This is a genomic window from Faecalicatena orotica (genome assembly GCF_003149245.1).
In the GTDB taxonomy this organism is placed as follows: Bacteria; Bacillota; Clostridia; order Lachnospirales; family Lachnospiraceae; genus Faecalicatena_A; species Faecalicatena_A orotica.
In genome coordinates, this window is record NZ_QGDL01000010.1 from 147,890 (window position 1) to 165,697 (window position 17,808).

18 protein-coding genes and 1 tRNA gene are annotated in these 17,808 nt (G+C 43.9%); 10 read left to right on the top strand and 9 right to left on the bottom strand.

All coding sequences use genetic code 11. The annotated features are described in order from the left end of the window. The first annotated feature begins 26 nt into the window (after positions 1 to 26). Both A8806_RS16740 and A8806_RS16745 read left to right on the top strand, forming a co-directional pair. Positions 27 to 962: a LysM peptidoglycan-binding domain-containing protein gene (locus tag A8806_RS16740; protein WP_109732352.1), complete on the top strand. Its 936-nt coding sequence runs from the start codon at positions 27 to 29 to the stop codon at positions 960 to 962. Between the two features lie 82 nt (positions 963 to 1,044). Continuing rightward, positions 1,045 to 1,269 carry a helix-turn-helix transcriptional regulator gene (locus A8806_RS16745; RefSeq protein ID WP_109732353.1) on the top strand — a complete coding sequence of 75 codons (225 nt, stop codon included), beginning with the start codon at positions 1,045 to 1,047 and terminating at the stop codon, positions 1,267 to 1,269. A gap of 455 nt (positions 1,270 to 1,724) precedes the next feature. Here A8806_RS16745 and A8806_RS16750 read toward each other — a convergent pair whose 3' ends face one another. From A8806_RS16750 to A8806_RS16755, 3 genes are all read right to left on the bottom strand, one after another. Continuing rightward, positions 1,725 to 2,021 carry a hypothetical protein gene (locus tag A8806_RS16750; protein WP_109732354.1) on the bottom strand — a complete coding sequence of 99 codons (297 nt, stop codon included), beginning with the start codon at positions 2,019 to 2,021 and terminating at the stop codon, positions 1,725 to 1,727. Positions 2,022 to 2,187: 166 nt separating this feature from the next. Next, entirely contained in the window at positions 2,188 to 2,331 is a 144-nt protein-coding gene (locus A8806_RS26275) for a hypothetical protein (protein WP_181368764.1), read from the bottom strand. A gap of 103 nt (positions 2,332 to 2,434) precedes the next feature. Then, entirely contained in the window at positions 2,435 to 2,644 is a 210-nt protein-coding gene (locus A8806_RS16755) for a helix-turn-helix domain-containing protein (protein ID WP_109732355.1), read from the bottom strand. A 157-nt stretch (positions 2,645 to 2,801) separates the two neighbouring features. Between A8806_RS16755 and A8806_RS16760 the strand changes: the two genes are divergently transcribed. From A8806_RS16760 to A8806_RS16780, 5 genes are all read left to right on the top strand, one after another. Then, on the top strand, positions 2,802 to 3,191 hold the full coding sequence (locus A8806_RS16760; RefSeq protein ID WP_109732356.1) for a hypothetical protein: 390 nt from the start codon (positions 2,802 to 2,804) through the stop codon (positions 3,189 to 3,191). A gap of 87 nt (positions 3,192 to 3,278) precedes the next feature. Next, a complete protein-coding gene (locus A8806_RS16765; RefSeq protein ID WP_242996146.1) occupies positions 3,279 to 3,989 on the top strand; it encodes a hypothetical protein in 711 nt (236 codons plus the stop codon). Positions 3,990 to 4,492: 503 nt separating this feature from the next. Continuing rightward, complete coding sequence (locus A8806_RS16770) at positions 4,493 to 5,173, top strand: phosphatase PAP2 family protein (protein WP_109732357.1); 681 nt, start codon at positions 4,493 to 4,495, stop codon at positions 5,171 to 5,173. Between the two features lie 237 nt (positions 5,174 to 5,410). Beyond that, entirely contained in the window at positions 5,411 to 6,496 is a 1,086-nt protein-coding gene (gene trpS / locus A8806_RS16775) for a tryptophan--tRNA ligase (RefSeq protein WP_109732358.1), read from the top strand. Between the two features lie 21 nt (positions 6,497 to 6,517). Continuing rightward, positions 6,518 to 8,737, top strand: a complete 2,220-nt coding sequence (locus tag A8806_RS16780; RefSeq protein WP_109732359.1) for a bifunctional diguanylate cyclase/phosphodiesterase — start codon at positions 6,518 to 6,520, stop codon at positions 8,735 to 8,737. A 155-nt stretch (positions 8,738 to 8,892) separates the two neighbouring features. On the opposite strand, the gene A8806_RS16785 is transcribed toward A8806_RS16780, so the two are convergent. Both A8806_RS16785 and A8806_RS16790 read right to left on the bottom strand, forming a co-directional pair. Further along, positions 8,893 to 8,966: transfer RNA gene (locus tag A8806_RS16785), tRNA-Arg, on the bottom strand. Positions 8,967 to 9,075: 109 nt separating this feature from the next. Continuing rightward, positions 9,076 to 10,308, bottom strand: a complete 1,233-nt coding sequence (locus A8806_RS16790) for a 6-phosphofructokinase (RefSeq protein WP_109732360.1) — start codon at positions 10,306 to 10,308, stop codon at positions 9,076 to 9,078. A 265-nt stretch (positions 10,309 to 10,573) separates the two neighbouring features. Here A8806_RS16790 and glf point away from each other — a divergent pair, with 265 nt between their 5' ends. Together glf and A8806_RS16800 are read left to right on the top strand one after the other, a co-directional pair. Then, positions 10,574 to 11,686, top strand: coding sequence for a UDP-galactopyranose mutase (gene glf, locus A8806_RS16795; protein ID WP_109732361.1), 1,113 nt, complete (start codon positions 10,574 to 10,576; stop codon positions 11,684 to 11,686). A gap of 173 nt (positions 11,687 to 11,859) precedes the next feature. Further along, on the top strand, positions 11,860 to 12,576 hold the full coding sequence (locus A8806_RS16800; protein ID WP_109732362.1) for a hypothetical protein: 717 nt from the start codon (positions 11,860 to 11,862) through the stop codon (positions 12,574 to 12,576). A 118-nt stretch (positions 12,577 to 12,694) separates the two neighbouring features. Here A8806_RS16800 and A8806_RS16805 read toward each other — a convergent pair whose 3' ends face one another. The 4 genes from A8806_RS16805 to A8806_RS16820 form a co-directional block, all read right to left on the bottom strand. Further along, entirely contained in the window at positions 12,695 to 13,249 is a 555-nt protein-coding gene (locus A8806_RS16805) for a Uma2 family endonuclease (RefSeq protein WP_109732363.1), read from the bottom strand. 45 nt (positions 13,250 to 13,294) lie between these two features. Then, positions 13,295 to 13,474, bottom strand: a complete 180-nt coding sequence (locus A8806_RS16810) for a hypothetical protein (RefSeq protein WP_242996147.1) — start codon at positions 13,472 to 13,474, stop codon at positions 13,295 to 13,297. A gap of 477 nt (positions 13,475 to 13,951) precedes the next feature. Continuing rightward, positions 13,952 to 15,211 (bottom strand): Glu/Leu/Phe/Val family dehydrogenase, encoded by a 1,260-nt coding sequence (locus A8806_RS16815; protein ID WP_242996148.1) that lies wholly within the window; start codon positions 15,209 to 15,211, stop codon positions 13,952 to 13,954. 148 nt (positions 15,212 to 15,359) lie between these two features. Next, entirely contained in the window at positions 15,360 to 16,640 is a 1,281-nt protein-coding gene (locus tag A8806_RS16820; protein ID WP_109732365.1) for an aspartate aminotransferase type Ic, read from the bottom strand. Positions 16,641 to 16,780: 140 nt separating this feature from the next. Here A8806_RS16820 and A8806_RS16825 point away from each other — a divergent pair, with 140 nt between their 5' ends. Further along, complete coding sequence (locus A8806_RS16825) at positions 16,781 to 17,746, top strand: LysR family transcriptional regulator (RefSeq protein WP_109732366.1); 966 nt, start codon at positions 16,781 to 16,783, stop codon at positions 17,744 to 17,746. Positions 17,747 to 17,808: the final 62 nt, after the last annotated feature.

The window sequence follows — 17,808 nt, forward strand, 5'->3', positions numbered from 1 at the left end:
ATCGCAAATAACGGAAGGAGTAAGACATGAGTAAATTATTAATTGATGTAAGTTATGCACAGGGGCAAATCAACTGGGATCAGGTAAAGACCACGGGAGTAGACGGCGTGATTATCCAGTGTGGATACGGGGACAATTTTACATCTCAGGACGACAAGTACTGGAAACGTAACGCAGATGAGTGTACACGGTTAGGCATCCCGTTTGGAGCGTACATTTACAGCTATGCGACAAGTATGGCCCAGATCGAGAGTGAGGCACAGCATGTCCTCAGACTGGTAAAAGGGTATAAGCTGTCTTACCCGATCTATCTTGATTTAGAGCAGGCCGGTACTGAGTCTGGAGCTGTGGAGCGTGCTAAAAGGTTTGGAGATATCATCGAGGCTGCCGGCTACTGGTGTGGTATTTATGCAAATCTGAACTGGTGGAATAATTACCTTCCCGGACTGGACAGGTTTACCAAGTGGGTCGCTCAGTACAACAGCCAGTGCGAATATACGGGTGCAAACAAAGATATCTGGCAGTACAGCGATACAGGCCGGGTGGCCGGAATCGCAGGCGACGTGGATATGAATGAGTGCTACAGGGATTTCCCAAAGGAGATCCACGGCGGATCGACCAGCACAACCAAGCCCGCAACCAAACCAACCCCTTCCCCCGCGGCAAAGACGCACACAGTCCAGTCCGGAGAGACATTGTCTGGCATTGCGGCTAAGTACGGGACAACCTACCAGTCACTGGCAGCCATTAACGGCATCGATAATCCTAACCTGATCTATGCAGGACAGGTCCTTAAGCTGACCGGATCAGCGGCGGCATCGAAGACCTATACTGTCCAGAGCGGAGATACATTGTCAGGGATCGCGGCCAAATACGGGACCACCTACCAGCGTCTGGCTCAGGTCAACGGCATCAGCAACCCAAACGTGATCTATCCGGGTCAGGTGCTTAAGATCGGATAAAATACAATCCGTGAAACGTAACGTGGAATAGTGGACAAATGCCACGTTATGAATTATTATATCCGTATGAGGAGTGAATGCCATGATAGGAAATAACATAAGAAAACTACGTCTTAAGTACGAGTTGACACAAGAGGAGCTGGCCGCCAAATTGGGCGTGTCCCGATCAGCTATGGGGAACTATGAAAGAGAAACGCGGCAGCCGGATATAGACATGCTGATCAAGATGGCTGATACCTTTAATATCACCATTGATGAGCTTGTCGGAAGAAAAAGGAATTGCAAAAGCTATAATCATAGAGTATAATGTAAATAGTCGCACAGGATGGATGCTTCCTGCTGCGGAGTTGCCAGCAAATCCGGCAGCCGAGGATTGAAATAATAATGTTGTCAGTAAAGAAATGGCAATATAATGCGTATGCATTGCACTTTCACAGTCGCGCAGGATGGATGCTTCCTGTTGCGGTGTTGCCAGCGAATCCGGCAACCGAGGATTGAAATAACAGCATATTGAATATGCAGAGTGATGAATTACAGTCGCGCAGGATGGACGCTTCCTGTTGCGGTGTTGCCAGCAATCCGGCAACCGAGGATTGAAATAATAATATTTTTAATGTGGAATAGTGTAACACAATGCGTATGCATTACAGTCGCACAGGATGGATGCTTCCTGTTGTGGAGCCACTAGCAAATCCGGTGGCCAAGGATTGAAATAATAAGATATCGTGTAAAGAAAAAGAGCTGAATTTCAGCTCTTTTTTGTTACTCATGTTTATCATTTTTTCCGGCTCCGTAACAATCGTTGAAAGCGTCAACTAATTGTCCAAGTTCTCCCGGGGTTAGTTTATCAAACAAGCCCTCAGGTATCCAGCCATAACTGGTGCTGAATGAATCACCAAATCTGCCTATGCGGGAGGCTTTTTTCACCTGTTCGAGCTTATACATATCGCCGACTTCCTCTAGCGTCATATCTCCAGATTCAACGGCTTCACGTCCCTCTCTTGTTAAAATACTCAATACTGTTTCTTCACTTACTTCACCGATTCCATTAATTAACATGTTTTTTCCTCCTTATAATATAACCGTTTAACTATTGCAGTTTTCATTATACTATTTTTCGAGTCCCAAATTTGGGACTCAATTATGAATTAATTGATTTTTTTCACTGTACTTGTTATAATTACTTTGATGGGGAGCGGTGGCAAGCCCGCCCTCCCTGTTGTCCTTATTCTGATTTTTCTTTTTCGGTCGGGAACTCAATCCCAAGTATTTCCATTAGATTCCTGTAAGCTTCTAATTCTGCTGTACCCCTTTGTGCTTCTTTAATCAAAAATCGTTGCATTTCTTCCTTTGTCATGCTTTCTTCCATTTCCTTCCTCCTCGTATTCGTTAAGTTACTTGCCTTCCTTAACTATCTTTATTATAAACCATATTTGGTTTATTGTCAATAGAATAATTAGACCAAAAATAGTTTATTTTTTATTTTCTTTATATCTAATTATATTTCCGGGTTGCATGTCCAAAAGTTCACATAATTGTTCAAGTGTCTTAATTCCAACCATTTCACCTTTTCTTAATTTTTGCATAGCTGACTGGCTTAATAAGTTTTCTTTTAGTATGCGAGTACTGTTATATCCAGATTCTTTTAATGTTTCGATGACATCAATTTTATATTCTAACATCTTATTCCCTCCTTTTATATAATTGTAAATCCTTGCAATGATTATGTCAATAAAATAATCCAAAAATAGTTTAAAAACATATTGACAATAAACCAAATATGGTTTATAATGTAATTACAAGGTAAGGAAAGCAAGAAAACCTAAGGAGGAAATGAAAATGAAAAAATATAACTTATCAAAAATCATGAAAAGAGCATGGGAACTGGTAAAAGTAGACGGAATGGACATTTCCTCCGCACTTAAGAAATCATGGAAGGAAGAGAAGAGTATGAAAGAAGAAAACATTATCGAAACACTGAAATCCAAATTAGAGGAAATGGCAAGCAATGACTACCACATCAACCTCGGAATCGAGAGAGAAGTATCAGAAAAGAAATGGGAGAAAAACGGACAGAAAAGAACGTACCTCTCAATCAACTGCTACACCTTAAGCGGAAAATTCAAAGGCTCTTATAAATGTGGATATGTAGACATGGTAACAAATGAGTATGTATGTGGCAAATATGACGATGTCAATGCTGCTGATAAGGAATATGTAGGAAGATAACATTTCATCACCCGCCCCGGAGGTTACGAAGGCATAAAACTAAATAAAAATCCTAGCCCCCACGGGAAAAGGGGAGAAAGAGAAAAAATGATTAAAAAGGAAGAATTAAACGTATTATTGGGATGGGCGAAGGAAGCACAGAAGATTTTTGCAGAATCCGGTGAGACAGAATTTAAAGAGCTCCGCAGGCGTGAAAAGATAGCAATGCTACATGCGTTGGAAGAGTGCGGGCTGGAGATCGAAACTGATGGAGATTCAGACGGATCATCAGAATCGGTAACAATCAAGGACGAGACAACCAGTATTTCAGTGGTCTTCTTCTCAGCAGCATATGATCCAGATGATTTTGACGATAATCTCAATGGTCTGCAATGTAATTTTGATGATAAAATGTTTGATTCAGGGTATGACAAATCCGATTTGACGTTTGATGGATTTGTTGACCTGATAGTAAATATGACTCAAAGTGATGTTACAATCATTAATTTAACTCCTCATGCTGTCACCTTTTATGCGGCAGACGGGGAAACGATTGTTAATACCGTCCCTTCATCGGGCGTAGCACGGGCAGAGCAGAGCCGAGAATCAATGGGGGATATCAACGGCATCCCGGTGTCTAAGACGGGGTATGGCAAAGTTGAAGGACTTCCTAAACCAGCTGAAAACACAATCTATATTGTATCAGTCCTAACGGCGCAGGCAGCAAAGGAAAGAAATGACTTGTATATTGTTGATGATATCGTAAGGGATACATCTGGTCAAATACTCGGATGCAAGGCGCTTGCACGGATTATGTAAAAAAAGAGCCGGTGTATACTCCCGGCTCACTTTGCATATGCACTTAATAGTAACTACCAATGCCTTAGAGAGTAGTTTGTTTCAATACACGCTCACCCCGTCAGGTAAGCGAACAGGCAACTATTAAGTATCTTTATCTTACCAGTAATATCGTGGCACGTCAATAGGTAAAATTAAGCCCGGCATCCGTTAAAAGGAGCTGGGCTTTTGTAGTGGAAAAGGAACTAATATAACTGTAAGGAGATCAGTTCCTTCCATACTAAGTAAACACTTTGACAGCTTAAAACTTATGTACTATTTTGCATTAATTCTATTAACTTTATGTAAATTTGCATATACTTGTTAGTAACACATTAGTAACAAAAATGCCTACAAAGCCTATAAATTCAAAAGATTTTGTTAAGGTTTTATGAACAGTGTTGTTGTCCACAGAAATTCGTGCTATAATCGGGGCAAGTTAGAGGGATTCAGTATAAGCATTCGGCAAAAAGGGAGCGTTCGGTATGAACATGAAAAGTAAGGCGGCAGCCTTCATTAAAAAATATAAACATGCCTGGGTATTTATGTACATTTTGATTTATATGCCCTGGTTCATGTATCTGGAGAAGCACGTAACAAGTAACTATCACGTAATTCATTCTGTGATTGACGATAAGATACCATTTATAGAATATTTCATTGTTCCGTATTTATTATGGTTTGTATTTATTGCCGCCGTATTCCTTTACTTTTTCTTTACCGACGTAGAAGGGTTTTATAAGATGGCAAAGCTGATGTTTACGGGAATGACGATTTTCTTGATTATATCAACGCTTATGCCGAATGGACTGCACTTGAGACCCATGTTTTTTGCGCGTGACAATGTATTTGTAGACATGGTAAGAATGCTTTACCGGGCTGACACCCCTACAAATGTTATGCCCAGCCTTCATGTATTTAACTCTATAGGCGCTTGTATCGCAATCTACAACAGCAAGGCGCTGCGCAGACATAAGATTATTTCATGGAGTGCCTATATTCTGGCCGGTTTGATTATCCTTGCGACTATGTTTTTAAAACAGCATTCTGTAATAGATGTCATGGCAGCATTTTTAATGGCATATACGCTATACCAGTTTGTCTATGTGACACACGGGAAAAAAGTACCGAAACTATCCCGCCAGACGGCTTTTTGGCTGAAGTAGGCTGTATCCGTCAGGCGGTTTGAAAGAACAGTGAAGTTTGAAGAGAGCGAGAGACACCCGCCCGGGAGCCTCCCGCTCTTTTAGCATTTTTGCTGCTGTGCACGGCACGGCATGCACAGTAACGCATTTTGTACTGCCTGGCCCCATTTTTCTGTTTATGTAGTAGCCAAATAAGCGGGGTTAGTGGTATAATGTGAGCAGATTACGAGAAATGGATTAGGAGGAACATTATATATCATGGGAAAGATTATGTTAACAGGTGACAGACCTACTGGAAGACTGCATGTGGGGCATTATGTGGGCTCTTTGAAACGAAGAGTGGAGCTGCAGAATACAGGAGAGTTTGAAGATATATTTATTATGATAGCTGATGCACAGGCGCTGACTGATAATGCGGATAATCCGGAAAAGGTCCGCCAGAATATTATTGAGGTGGCTCTGGACTACCTTGCATGCGGACTGGACCCGGAGAAGTCAACATTGTTTATCCAGTCACAGATTCCGGAGCTCTGTGAGTTGTCTTTTTACTATATGAATCTGGTAACTGTATCCAGACTGCAGCGTAACCCTACGGTGAAGTCGGAGATTCAGATGAGGAATTTTGAAGCAAGCATCCCGGTCGGATTCTTCACATATCCGATCAGCCAGGCGGCAGATATCACTGCTTTCAAGGCAAATACCGTGCCGGTTGGTGAGGATCAGCTGCCGATGCTGGAGCAGACGAAGGAGATTGTAAGAAAGTTTAATTCGATTTATGGCGATACTCTTGTGGAGCCGGATATCCTGCTTCCGGAGAATACGGCATGCTTAAGGCTTCCGGGGACTGACGGGAAAGCAAAGATGAGCAAGTCACTGAACAACTGCATCTATCTCTCAGAGGAGCCGGATGAGATTAAGCAGAAAGTATTCAGTATGTTTACGGATCCAACCCATATTAAGATTGAGGATCCGGGAAAACTGGAGGGGAATACAGTGTTTACCTATCTGGATGCATTCTGCAGACCGGAATATTTTGAGGAATTCCTGCCTGATTATGCGAATCTGGATGAATTGAAGGCACACTATCAGCGTGGCGGCCTCGGTGATATGAAGGTGAAGCGTTTCCTGAACAACGTTCTTCAGGCGGAATTAGAGCCGATCAGAAAGAGAAGAAAAGAATATCAGAAGGATATCCCGTATGTATATGAGATACTGAAGAAGGGCAGCGAAAAAGCTGAGAGCGTAGCGGCCCAGACATTGAAAGATGTAAAGGAAGCCATGAAAATTAATTATTTTGAGGACCAGGAATTAATCAATGCGCAGGCAGAAAGGTTCCGGGGATAGACTTAAAAAGGGGTCATTAAGATGCAGGATGTGAAGAATTCAGAGGAATACAGACTTCTTCTGGAAAGAGCGAACTACGATGATCTGACCAAGGTACTCAACCGCAGGGCGGGGAAAGAATATCTGGAAGGACTTCTTGAAAAAGCTAAGTCCGAGAAGAAGATGCTTGTTGTAGCACTCTGTGATATCAATGAACTGAAACAGGTGAATGACAGATTCGGGCACAGAGAAGGCGACCACATGCTTCGCTATGCAGCATCGTCAATGACACGGCAGCTGGCAGCATATGATCTGGTTTTCCGGCTGAGCGGTGATGAGTTTGTGATGGCATTCTATGACGAGGACCAGAAAAATGCAGACAGCCGGATGAAGATGATTCTGTCGGATTTAGAGGAGAAGAGGACTGGGAATGGGATATTCTATGATGTTTCCTTTTCCTATGGCCTCATGGAGATATATCCGGAAGAAATGTATACGGTTTCTGATGTGATTGCGAAGGCTGATTCCAAGATGTATATCCAGAAACGCAGTTACCATATCATGCGGGCAAAACAGAAACTGGAAGAGCAGCAGGAACGCATTTCCGGGATCCGCAATTTCGAGTATGATAAGGAGCATCTCTATGATGCGCTTGTAAGCAGCACGGATGACTATATTTTTGTCGGGAGTATGAAGACGGGAATCTTCCGGTATCCGCCGGCGATGGTGGAGGAATTCGGACTGCCGGGACAGATTGTCGAGAATGCAGCGGCCTTTTGGGGGACGATTATCCATCCTCATGATGAACAGGGGTTTCTTGAAAGCAATCAGGAAATCGCGGACGGAAGGACAGAGTACCATGATATAGAATACAGGGCTCGCAACGTCAGAGGAGAGTGGATCTGGCTGCGCTGCCGCGGCAGGATGATACGCGATGAACAGGGGGCACCGAATCTGTTTGCAGGCATGATCACGAATCTGGGGCGCCGGGACCAGATTGACCATATGACAGGACTATATAACCGCTTTGAATTCGAAGGGGATGCAAAGAAGTATCTTGTAGATGGCAAAGGCACAAAAGAGCTTGGTATTATGATTCTTGATATGGACAGTTTCCGCAATATTAATGATCTGTACAACCGTTCTTTCGGTGATGAGATTCTCAGGGTGACAGCGCAGAAGATAGCAGCTGTTCTTCCTTATAATGCAAAAGTATACCGTCTCGACGGGGATGAATTTGGCATTCTGATTCTGAATGGAAATGAAGAAGAAGCCCTGGAGATTTTTAACCGTATCCAGCAGAAGTTCCAGAAGCAGCAGGATTATAATGGAAGAAAGTATTATTGCACCATTTCAGGTGGGTATGTTATCAGTCCGAGAGATTCAGAGAATTATCAGGAATTGCTGAAATATGCCAATTATTCTCTGGAGACATCGAAATCTATGGGGAAAAATAAAATAACGGTATTTACACCCCGGATATTGCAGCAGAAGGAAAGAAAACTGGAAATGACCGAACTGCTCAGAGAAAGCATGGAGCGGGAGTGCGCCGGGTTTTCTGTCAGGTACCAGCCGCAGGTGGATTCCGCGACTAAAGCCCTGTACGGTGCAGAAGCGCTGGCCAGATGGAACTGTACGTCCTTTGGACAGGTCTCCCCGTTGGAATTCATCCCGATTCTGGAGCAGAGTGGTATGATCATTCAGGTGGGCAAGTGGATTTTCCGAAGGGCAGTGGAACAATGCCGTGAATGGAGAAAGCTGAAACCGGATTTCCACATGAGCATCAATCTGTCTTACCTCCAGCTTCTGGAGGAAGATTTTATCATATTCGTTGAAGAAACACTGGAGGTGCTCGGTGTACCATACGAGAACATCACTCTGGAGCTCACAGAGACATATCTGATTGAACAGGATGGAACTGTGCATGATATGCTGCAAAGCCTTCAGGAAAAAGGCATACAGGTTGCAATGGATGATTTTGGTGTTGGGTATTCGTCCCTGTTTGAGTTGAAGAATACACCGGCAGATATTGTGAAGATAGACAGAGGATTTGTAAAGGGACTGACTTCCGATGTATTTACGGCGACATTTATCCGCTCTATTACAGAGTTGTGCCATAATGTCGGAAAACAGGTCTGCATGGAAGGGGTAGAGACGTCGGAAGAGTACGATATTGTAAAAGATATCGGGCTCGATCTGATACAGGGGTTCTATTTCGGGCAGCCTATCGTTCCGGAGATGTTTGAAAAACGGTTTTTCTAAAGAAGAGAAAAGAGCATGGTCCTGGACAGTTCCAATGATATTTATAATCGTAACGTTAAAATAAGAAAATCCCATGAAAGATCAAGTGCTAAAAGCCCTGAATCCCATAGGATTTTCTTTTTCTTTAATAAAGAGCCCAAAAGACTCAATATAAACGTGCGCGAGAAGATTCGAACTCCCGACCTTCTGGTCCGTAGCCAGACGCTCTATCCAGCTGAGCTACGCGCACATGCTGTTATAACTCGTTCACAGCGAAATTTAGTATATAATAGATTTCGACATTTGTCAAGCGATTCCGGGAAAAAAGTTAAAAAATCCGGAACCGCCTGATACAATTCTTATATATTGCGGAATAAGTGTCTCGGAATTCCGTCTACCATAACAGGTGAAACGTCGCCCTGAATCAGCGGGCGCACATAATTTACAAATTCATCTGTTACATAGCTGCCGTCCTCGTTGACCCACTCTCTCGGGACAAGCTTCTCGTCATTGGCAATCTTGTGTACATCCTTTACCTCGGTTCCGCTCTGGTATGGATCATCAGACAGTCTCTGGATGACAACCATCTTACCGGAATCTCCCTCGTCCGCCGCTTTTACGGCGGCACCGCCTACCTGATATGCCTCCAGAATATCTACACGGGAAGCACAGTGGGAAGCAGAACGCTGAAGGCTGCTCAGTTCAATTGCGCGGGTCTTGCTGCCGATCTCTCCTGCGATATAGCTTGCCAGATAATTCGCAGTACCGGAGAGCTGTTTATGTCCAAATGCATCCACAAAGTCTATGCTCTGTCCCAGTTCGCAGACGTAACGGCCGTCCGCCAGACGGATACCCTCAGATACTGCGACTACAACAGAAGGTTTCTTTGCCAGAAGCTCTCTGACCTTTGCACCAAACTTCTCGATATCAAAAGGCAGTTCCGGCAGATAGATCAGATCAGGCCCGGAGCAGTCCTCACCTTTTGCCAGAGCTGCGGCACCTGTGAGCCATCCGGCGTTACGTCCCATGATCTCAACAATAGACACAAGTCCTTTCTCATATTCCAGACAGAAGCTGTCACGGATGATTTCCTTCACGGATGTTCCGATGTACTTGGCAGCGCTTCCGAATCCCGGTGTATGGTCGGTGAGGGCGAGGTCATTGTCAATCGTCTTCGGGCAGCCGATAAAGCGTGTTGGATGACCTGTCACTATCGCGTAATCGGACAGTTTCTTTATCGTGTCCATCGAATCGTTGCCGCCGATATAAATAAAGGCTTCAATATTCAGCTTGTTCAGTATGGCAAAAATCTTTTCATATACAGTTCCGTCCTCATGAATCTCCGGCAGTTTATAGCGGCAGGAGCCGAGGAAAGCTGCCGGTGTCCTCTTAAGCAGCTCGGCATCCAGTTCTGTCTGGATATATTCTGACAGGTCGATATACCTCTCCTGCATCAGTCCCTGAATTCCATGCAGCATACCATATACTTTCTGGGCACCGCGGTCTTTTGCGGTGCGGTATACGCCTGCAAGGCTTGAATTAATCGCGGCGGTAGGGCCTCCTGATTGTCCTACTATTACATTTCCTTTCATGTCTGTTACCTCCGTGTCATTATTATTGTCAGTCATGCTTCCTTCGAAAGGAAACAACTCATATATCTAGTTTAGTGCATAATGCTCAATTTGTAAACGAAAAAAATAACTTTATGGTGAAAATGACTAAATGTGATGGCGGGGATTTATATACAATGTATGTACATTATGTCGTTTTGATGTTATAATAATGCTCGGAATACCAAGGTTCTGAAGGGCGGGTCCAGAGGACCGGAAGCGGAATCAATATTAGGAGGGCAGCGAAATGCATCAGTATGATTATTTGATAGTTGGTTCAGGCCTTTACGGTGCGGTAATGGCACATGAACTGAATAAAAGCGGGAAGAAGTGTCTTGTGATCGACAAGCGCGATCATATAGCAGGTAATATATATTGCGAGGATATCGAGGGAATCCATGTGCACAAATATGGAGCACACATTTTCCACACATCCAGCAAAAGAATCTGGGATTACATGAACCAGTTTGCAGAGTTTAATAACTACATCAACTCACCGATTGCAATCTATAAAGATGAATTGTATAATCTTCCATTCAACATGAATACATTCAGCAAGATGTGGGGAATCAGGACTCCCCAGGAAGCAAAAGACATGATTGCAAAGCAGGTGGCGGAGACCGGGATCACGGAGCCGCAGAACCTGGAGGAGCAGGCGCTTTCCCTTGGCGGACGCGATGTATATGAGAAGCTGATTAAAGGCTACACCGAGAAGCAGTGGGGGAGAGACTGTAAAGAGCTCCCGGCGTTTATCATCAAGCGTCTTCCGTTCAGGTACACGTATGATAATAATTACTTTAATGACAGATACCAGGGAATCCCGATCGGCGGCTACACGGCAGTTGTGGAGAAGATGCTGGAAGGAATCGAGGTAAGGACCGGGGTCGATTTCTTTGAATTCAGAAAAGAAAATCCGGATATTGCCGGTACTACCATCTTTACAGGAATGATTGATGAGTACTTTGGCTACCAGCTCGGGGCTCTTGAGTACCGTTCCGTAAGATTTGAGACAGAAGTACTTGACTGCGATAATTATCAGGGTAACGCTGTCGTAAACTATACGGAGAGGGAAGTGCCGTACACCAGAATTATTGAACACAAGCACTTTGAGTTTGGAAAGCAGGAAAAGACCGTCATTTCCAGAGAATATTCTTCGGAATGGAAAGTGGGCATGGAACCCTACTATCCGGTCAATGACGAGAAGAATATGAAGCTTTACGAGCAGTACAGGGAACTGGCAGAGAAAGAAGAAAATGTCATCTTCGGGGGACGGCTCGGCGGCTATAAGTATTACGATATGGACAAGGTTGTCGAAGCAGCACTGGATAAGCTGGAAGACATACAGAACGGAATGAATTAAGTGGAAATATAAGTTAAAAATGCAGGCGCGAAAGTGCTTGCATTTTTTATATAAATCGGGTAAGATACAGATATTCTGATAGATCTGGTTTATCTGTCATTTCATGTTTAAGTTCGGTATCATTTCTGATAACGTTTTCGATTGTATTGTTTAAGCTGCGGAAAGGAGTTTTGTTGATAACAGCAGAAAGTTATGATGTTTTAAAATTTGTGGAGCATGGGGGAAAATGCAGGGCCAGTATGGATTGTGAGCGGGGGCGGCTGCTCATTCAAAGGCTGGGAGACAGCGGGGGCATCACGAAGGAACAGCTATTTAAATGGTTTAAGCAGCTGGTGTATGAACTGGAGAAATACCACAGGTATCAAAACGGGAAGTGTTACCGGTATCTGAATCCTTACAGCATTCTTGTCACGGAAGAGGAAAAAATCATGCTGCTGGACCTGAGCTCCAAGAGCAGTGGCTTTGTCTTCAAGAACATGCAGATGCCTGCGATGAGGAAACATTTTCTCAGTCCGGCTTCTGCTGTGGAAAATACCGCGCCGGATGAAGACTTTTATAATCTGGGGAAGACGATACAGTTCATGCTCGCCCGGACAGAGGATTACATAACCCTAACAAGAAGAGAGACATATCTACTATCTGGAATCATTGAAAAGTGTCTCGGTGAAAATTCGAAAAAGAAGTACGAAAATCTAAAGCAAGTTCAAAAAGAGTTACCCAATATAACATTGAAACGAGTAAAAAAGCAGAATAAAAAAACAATACTTATCATACTGGCGATCGTGCTGGCGCTGACCGGGATTTGCACGGTAAAAGCAGCGGCGGACGGTGGGAAAAACATCAGCGGTAAGGATATATATCTGACGTATAAGCAGGCAGATGAAGAATAACAGGGAAATGGACAGCGGAATATCAGAAAAAGCCCTTAAAAGGGAGGATGCCGGGTAGTCGCTTTTGCGGCTCCCGGCATGTATTATAAAAATATTAATTTAACTGGCTGGCGTTTGCTTACAATGGCTGGATGTTCAGTTGTCCGAAGTCAATTGACAGGTCATCATAGATGCCAGCTTTGATGGAATCAGAGAAGGTATATTCGTTTACGTCTTCATGCTCCAAGTCATGAATGGTAATTCGGTTCTTATCAGGGTCTACAATCCAGTATTCACGGACCCCTGAAGAACGGTATTTGAATAGCTTTATGGAATAGTCCATGCGTTTGCTGCCCGGTGAGACAATTTCAATCACCCAATCAGGGGCACCAGCACAGCCATTGTCTGTCAGCTTGTCTGGGTCACAAATTACGCTGATATCAGGCTCCACATAGGTTTTATCATCCTCATTCAGGAACACGGCGAAGGGGGCAATATAGGGCTTGCATGAGCCATCTTTTCGGTCAATGTAATCAGCTATCTTTCTATAAAGTGAGCCTAAGATTTCCTGATGTCTACGGTTAGGCGGTGCCATGTAGTATATCTGTCCGTCAATCAGTTCGGCACGTATCCCGTCAGGCAGTGCGTAGATATCTTCAATAGTGTATTTTTTCTTCTGGTTTGGTAATGGCATTCTAACACATCCTTCCATGAAATAGTATTGACAGAGTGGCGGCTGCTATTCTGAATCACTTTCTATTCGTTCATCAATAGCCTTTTTAATAAAACCATTGACAGATTCACCTGCCATATCTGCGTGTTTTCGTACTGTTTCTTTGTAGCCTTTGGGGACAACGAGATTGATTCTTTCCCTATTTTCAGACTGCCATTTATTTTTATAATCTGTATTTCCTGCCAAAACGATCACCTTCTTTCATGGGGCGGTCCTAATATGGATATATCTTTTCTATTATGGTTAAATTATAACATTAATTTCAATCGTGCACAAGATACGAAACAATTAAATCGTGCACACGATACATATGCCTAAAAACCCCGTAAAAAGGGAGGATGCCGGGTAGTCGCTTTTGCGGCTCCCGGCATGTATTATGAAAAAGTTTATTCAAATAGTATTGCACTTGTTGTCGGATGTGCTGTCAAATGAAGTTTTTTCGTTCTTCATTTGATATATTTAGTATAAGCAAGAGAAATGAAGAAAACATGAGGAGAAAATGAAAGCTTTTTGAATAATAAATGAACAAACTATGAACAGCAGGATTAAGAGAATGTTACAGAAGAAAGGATAACAGAAAACGGCCCCGGAAAAACCCGGAGCCGTTTTCTATTTAAACTTTAGGAAAGATAATTGGTGGTTTATGCTTTATGAAGCCTGATCTTATGGCCAGATAGCTCTTGCTTTCTTTGCATCTACAACACGTTTTACAGCGATCAGGTAAGCGCCTGTTCGCAGTGTTGTGTGCTGCTGGTCGGCAATGTTCCATACTGCATCGAAAGCAGGATCCATAATGTTTTTCAGCTTTTCGTTGACAGTTTCTTCTGTCCAGCTTACTGACTGGATGTTCTGTACCCACTCGAAGTAGGAAACAACAACACCACCTGCGTTTGCGAGGATGTCAGGTACTACGATGATACCTTTTGCGTTGAGTACATCGTCAGCTTCAGCAGCGATTGGTCCGTTGGCAGCCTCTACAATAATGTCTGCTTTGATGTTGTCAGCATTGGAGCCGTTAATCTGGTTTTCTAATGCAGCCGGTACAAGTACTTTTACGTCAAGCTCAAGCAGTTCTGCGTTGCTGAGACGTGTCATGCCTTCTTCTTCATATCCGCTTAAGAGGTTTCTGCGGTCTTTGGAGAGGTATTCAAGGATAGCTGGGATATTCAGGCCGTTCGGATTGTAGATACCGCCGGATACATCGCTGACTGCCACAACTTTCATGCCTTCTTTGTGGAGCAGTTTTGCTGTGATGCTTCCTACATTTCCCATACCCTGGATAGCGACTGTTGTTCCGTTTGGATCTAAGCCGAGTTTTTTCAGGATATTCTTGGTGGTGAACATAACACCGCGTCCTGTTGCTTCGTTACGTCCGAGAGCGCCGCCCAGTTCGATTGGCTTACCTGTAACAACACCGTGTACACAGTGTCCTTTTAACATGCTGTATGTGTCCATCATCCAGCCCATAACTGCTGCGTTCGTTCCTACATCAGGAGCCGGGATATCCTGGTCTGGCCCGATCAGGGGAGCAATAGCGGCAGTGAATCTTCTTGTGATTGCGCGGATTTCGTTCTCTGACAGCTGGTTAGGATCGCAGACAACACCACCCTTGCCGCCGCCGTAAGGAATATTAACAACCGCACACTTGAAGGTCATCCAGGCTGCAAGTGCTTTTACTTCGTCCAGGTTTACAGCCGGATGGAAACGGATTCCGCCCTTTGCAGGACCTCTTGATGTAGAGTGCTGGATACGGTATCCTTCGAATACATGTGTGGTTCCGTCGTCCATACGAACCGGGATTGCAACTTTCAATTCTCTCTCAGGATATTTAATTGCTTCGATGTCGCTGTCTGAATATCCGAGGATATCAGCCGCTTCTTTTACTACCTTTAAAACGTTGTCATAAGGATTATACTGTCCCATAATAAATTCTCCTTTATTATTGAATATTTTTATTGCTTCATTAAAAACTTCAGTTGATACTTTAAAACTTAGTTCATTTAATGTGGCAGGCATTAAATGAGAGGTGGCAATCATTTTGGTTTTTATTAAATCGGTTTACTTTTTGATCTTATTTCTCTAATAGTTTCTCGATTCCGGCGATTTTTACACATAAGGTAAAGATATCCATTGCTTTTTCCAGCTCATCGATAGTAGGATAAGTCGGTGCGATACGGATGTTGCTGTCTTTTGGATCTTTTCCGTATGGATATGTAGCTCCGGCTCCTGTCAGTGTCACTCCGGCATTCTTTGCGAGTTCAACTGTACGTTTTGCACATCCGGGAAGCGTATCAAGTGATACGAAATATCCTCCCTTCGGATTACTCCAGGATGCAAGGCCGCTGCCTGAAAGTGTTTCGTCCAGCTTATCTAAAACCATGTCGAATTTCGGTTTTAACTCTTCCGCGAGTTTCTTCATATGTGCCCTGATGTTTTCCGGGGTCTTGAAGAACTGTACGTGGCGGAGCTGGTTTAACTTGTCGTGTCCGATGGTCTGTGCGGACATGTGTCCCTTCAGCTCTTTTATGTTTGCCGGGCTGGATGCAACAAGTGCGATTCCTGCTCCGGGGAAGCTGATCTTGGAAGTGGAGAAGAAGTAGTATACTCTGTCCGGGTTGCCGCATTTCTCACACTCTTTAATGATATCCTTTAAAGCAACATCTTCGTATATATGATGAACACCGTATGCATTATCCCAGAAGATGCGGAAGTCTTTTGCTGCTGTCTCCATAGAGGCAAGCTGTTCTACAACTTCGTCACTGTAGCATACGCCCTGCGGATTGGAATGAAGCGGAACACACCAGATACCTTTGATGGATTCGTCTTCGCTTACAAGTTTTTTTACAATATCCATATCAGGTCCGTCTTCGTTTAAAGGAACCGTGATCATTTCAATTCCGAGTTCTTCACAGATTGTGAAGTGGCGGTCATATCCGGGTACCGGGCACAGGAACTTGACAGGATTTCCATTGTGCTTGGAATAAATCCAGGGTTCGCATCCGCCTGTACCGAAAAGGCACAAAAAGCTGAGCGTATCAAACATCACGTTTAAGCTGGCGTTTCCACCTATAATAATCTGGTCAGGATTGATCCCGAGAAGTTCACCAAACAGTTTTTTGCATTCCGGGATTCCATCGAGGATACCATAGTTTCTGGCGTCTGTTCCGTCAGCCAGTGTGTAACTCTCCATTTTATCCAGCAGTGCGTTGCTTAAGTTAAGCTGTGTGGTTGCCGGTTTACCTCTTGCCATGTTCAGTTTCAGGTTCTGTGCCTGGGCTTCTTTATATTGTACTTCCAGGTCGTTGAGAAGTGCGCTCAGGTCTTCGCTTGAATAATCTGCGATTGGTTTCATAAATCTCCTCCTTGTAAGTGAACTATAACGACAGATCTCTTAGTTCTTGCTTTTATTATAGAAATATCATAAAATAAAAACAAATATTTATATTTATATAGTTATTATAACTAAATGGTTATGGGGATTGGAGGAACGGCATGTTCAGCGGTATGAATTATGTTTATGAGGTTTATAAAGAGCGCAGTTTTTCAAAGGCGGCAGAGAATCTGTATATCTCCCAGCCAGCTTTAAGTGCTATGATAAAGAAAGTAGAGAGTAAAGTGGGGATGCCCCTGTTTGACAGGAGTACGACGCCGATCCAGCTGACGGACTGTGGAAAGCGTTATATTAAGACGGCTGAGAAGATCATGGATCTGGAGGATGAGTTCGCGTATTATGTGGGGAATCTGCACGAACTGAAGACAGGGCATTTGTCTGTGGGAGGCACATATCTGTTTTCTTCCTTCATATTTCCACCGATTATTGCGAAATTCCGCGAGACTTATCCACATGTGAAACTCAGCCTGTTTGAGGGGCACACCCCTCTTCTGGAGCAGAAGCTTTTTGCGGGGGAGCTGGATATTATTATTGATAATTATCTGCTGGATGAGTCTATTTATGAGAAGAAGATTTTCATGGAAGAACATCTGCTGCTTGCGGTTCCGTCTTCCTTCGACAGCAATAAGAGGGCGACAAAGTACCAGCTTACTGTGGAGGATATCCGGGGCGGCCTGCACCTGCAGCCTGAATTCCCGGGAGTGCCTCTCCGGAAATTCAAGGATGAACCGTTTATTGTACTGAGGGCACATAATGATACAAGGGAAAGGGTGGAGGCCATCTGCAGCAGGGCGGGGGTCCAGCTGAACATTTCACTGAAACTGAACCAGCTTCTGACTACATATCATCTGACGGAATACGGAATGGGGGCTTCTTTTGTGAGCGATACGGTTGTCAAGAGCCTGCCGCCGAACCGCGATGTCATCTATTATAAGGTGGATGACCCGGAAGCCGTCAGGGAGGTCTATCTGTACTACCGCAAGAATAAATATCTGACAAGGAGTATGACGGAGTTCATGAAAATGGCCATCCCCGATCTGGAGATCGAACCCCATGACAGGGCATAGTGAGGCAGGCTGTGCACGCCCGCGTGGGGTGAACGGTAACATATAAGCAAATGGTTATGCAA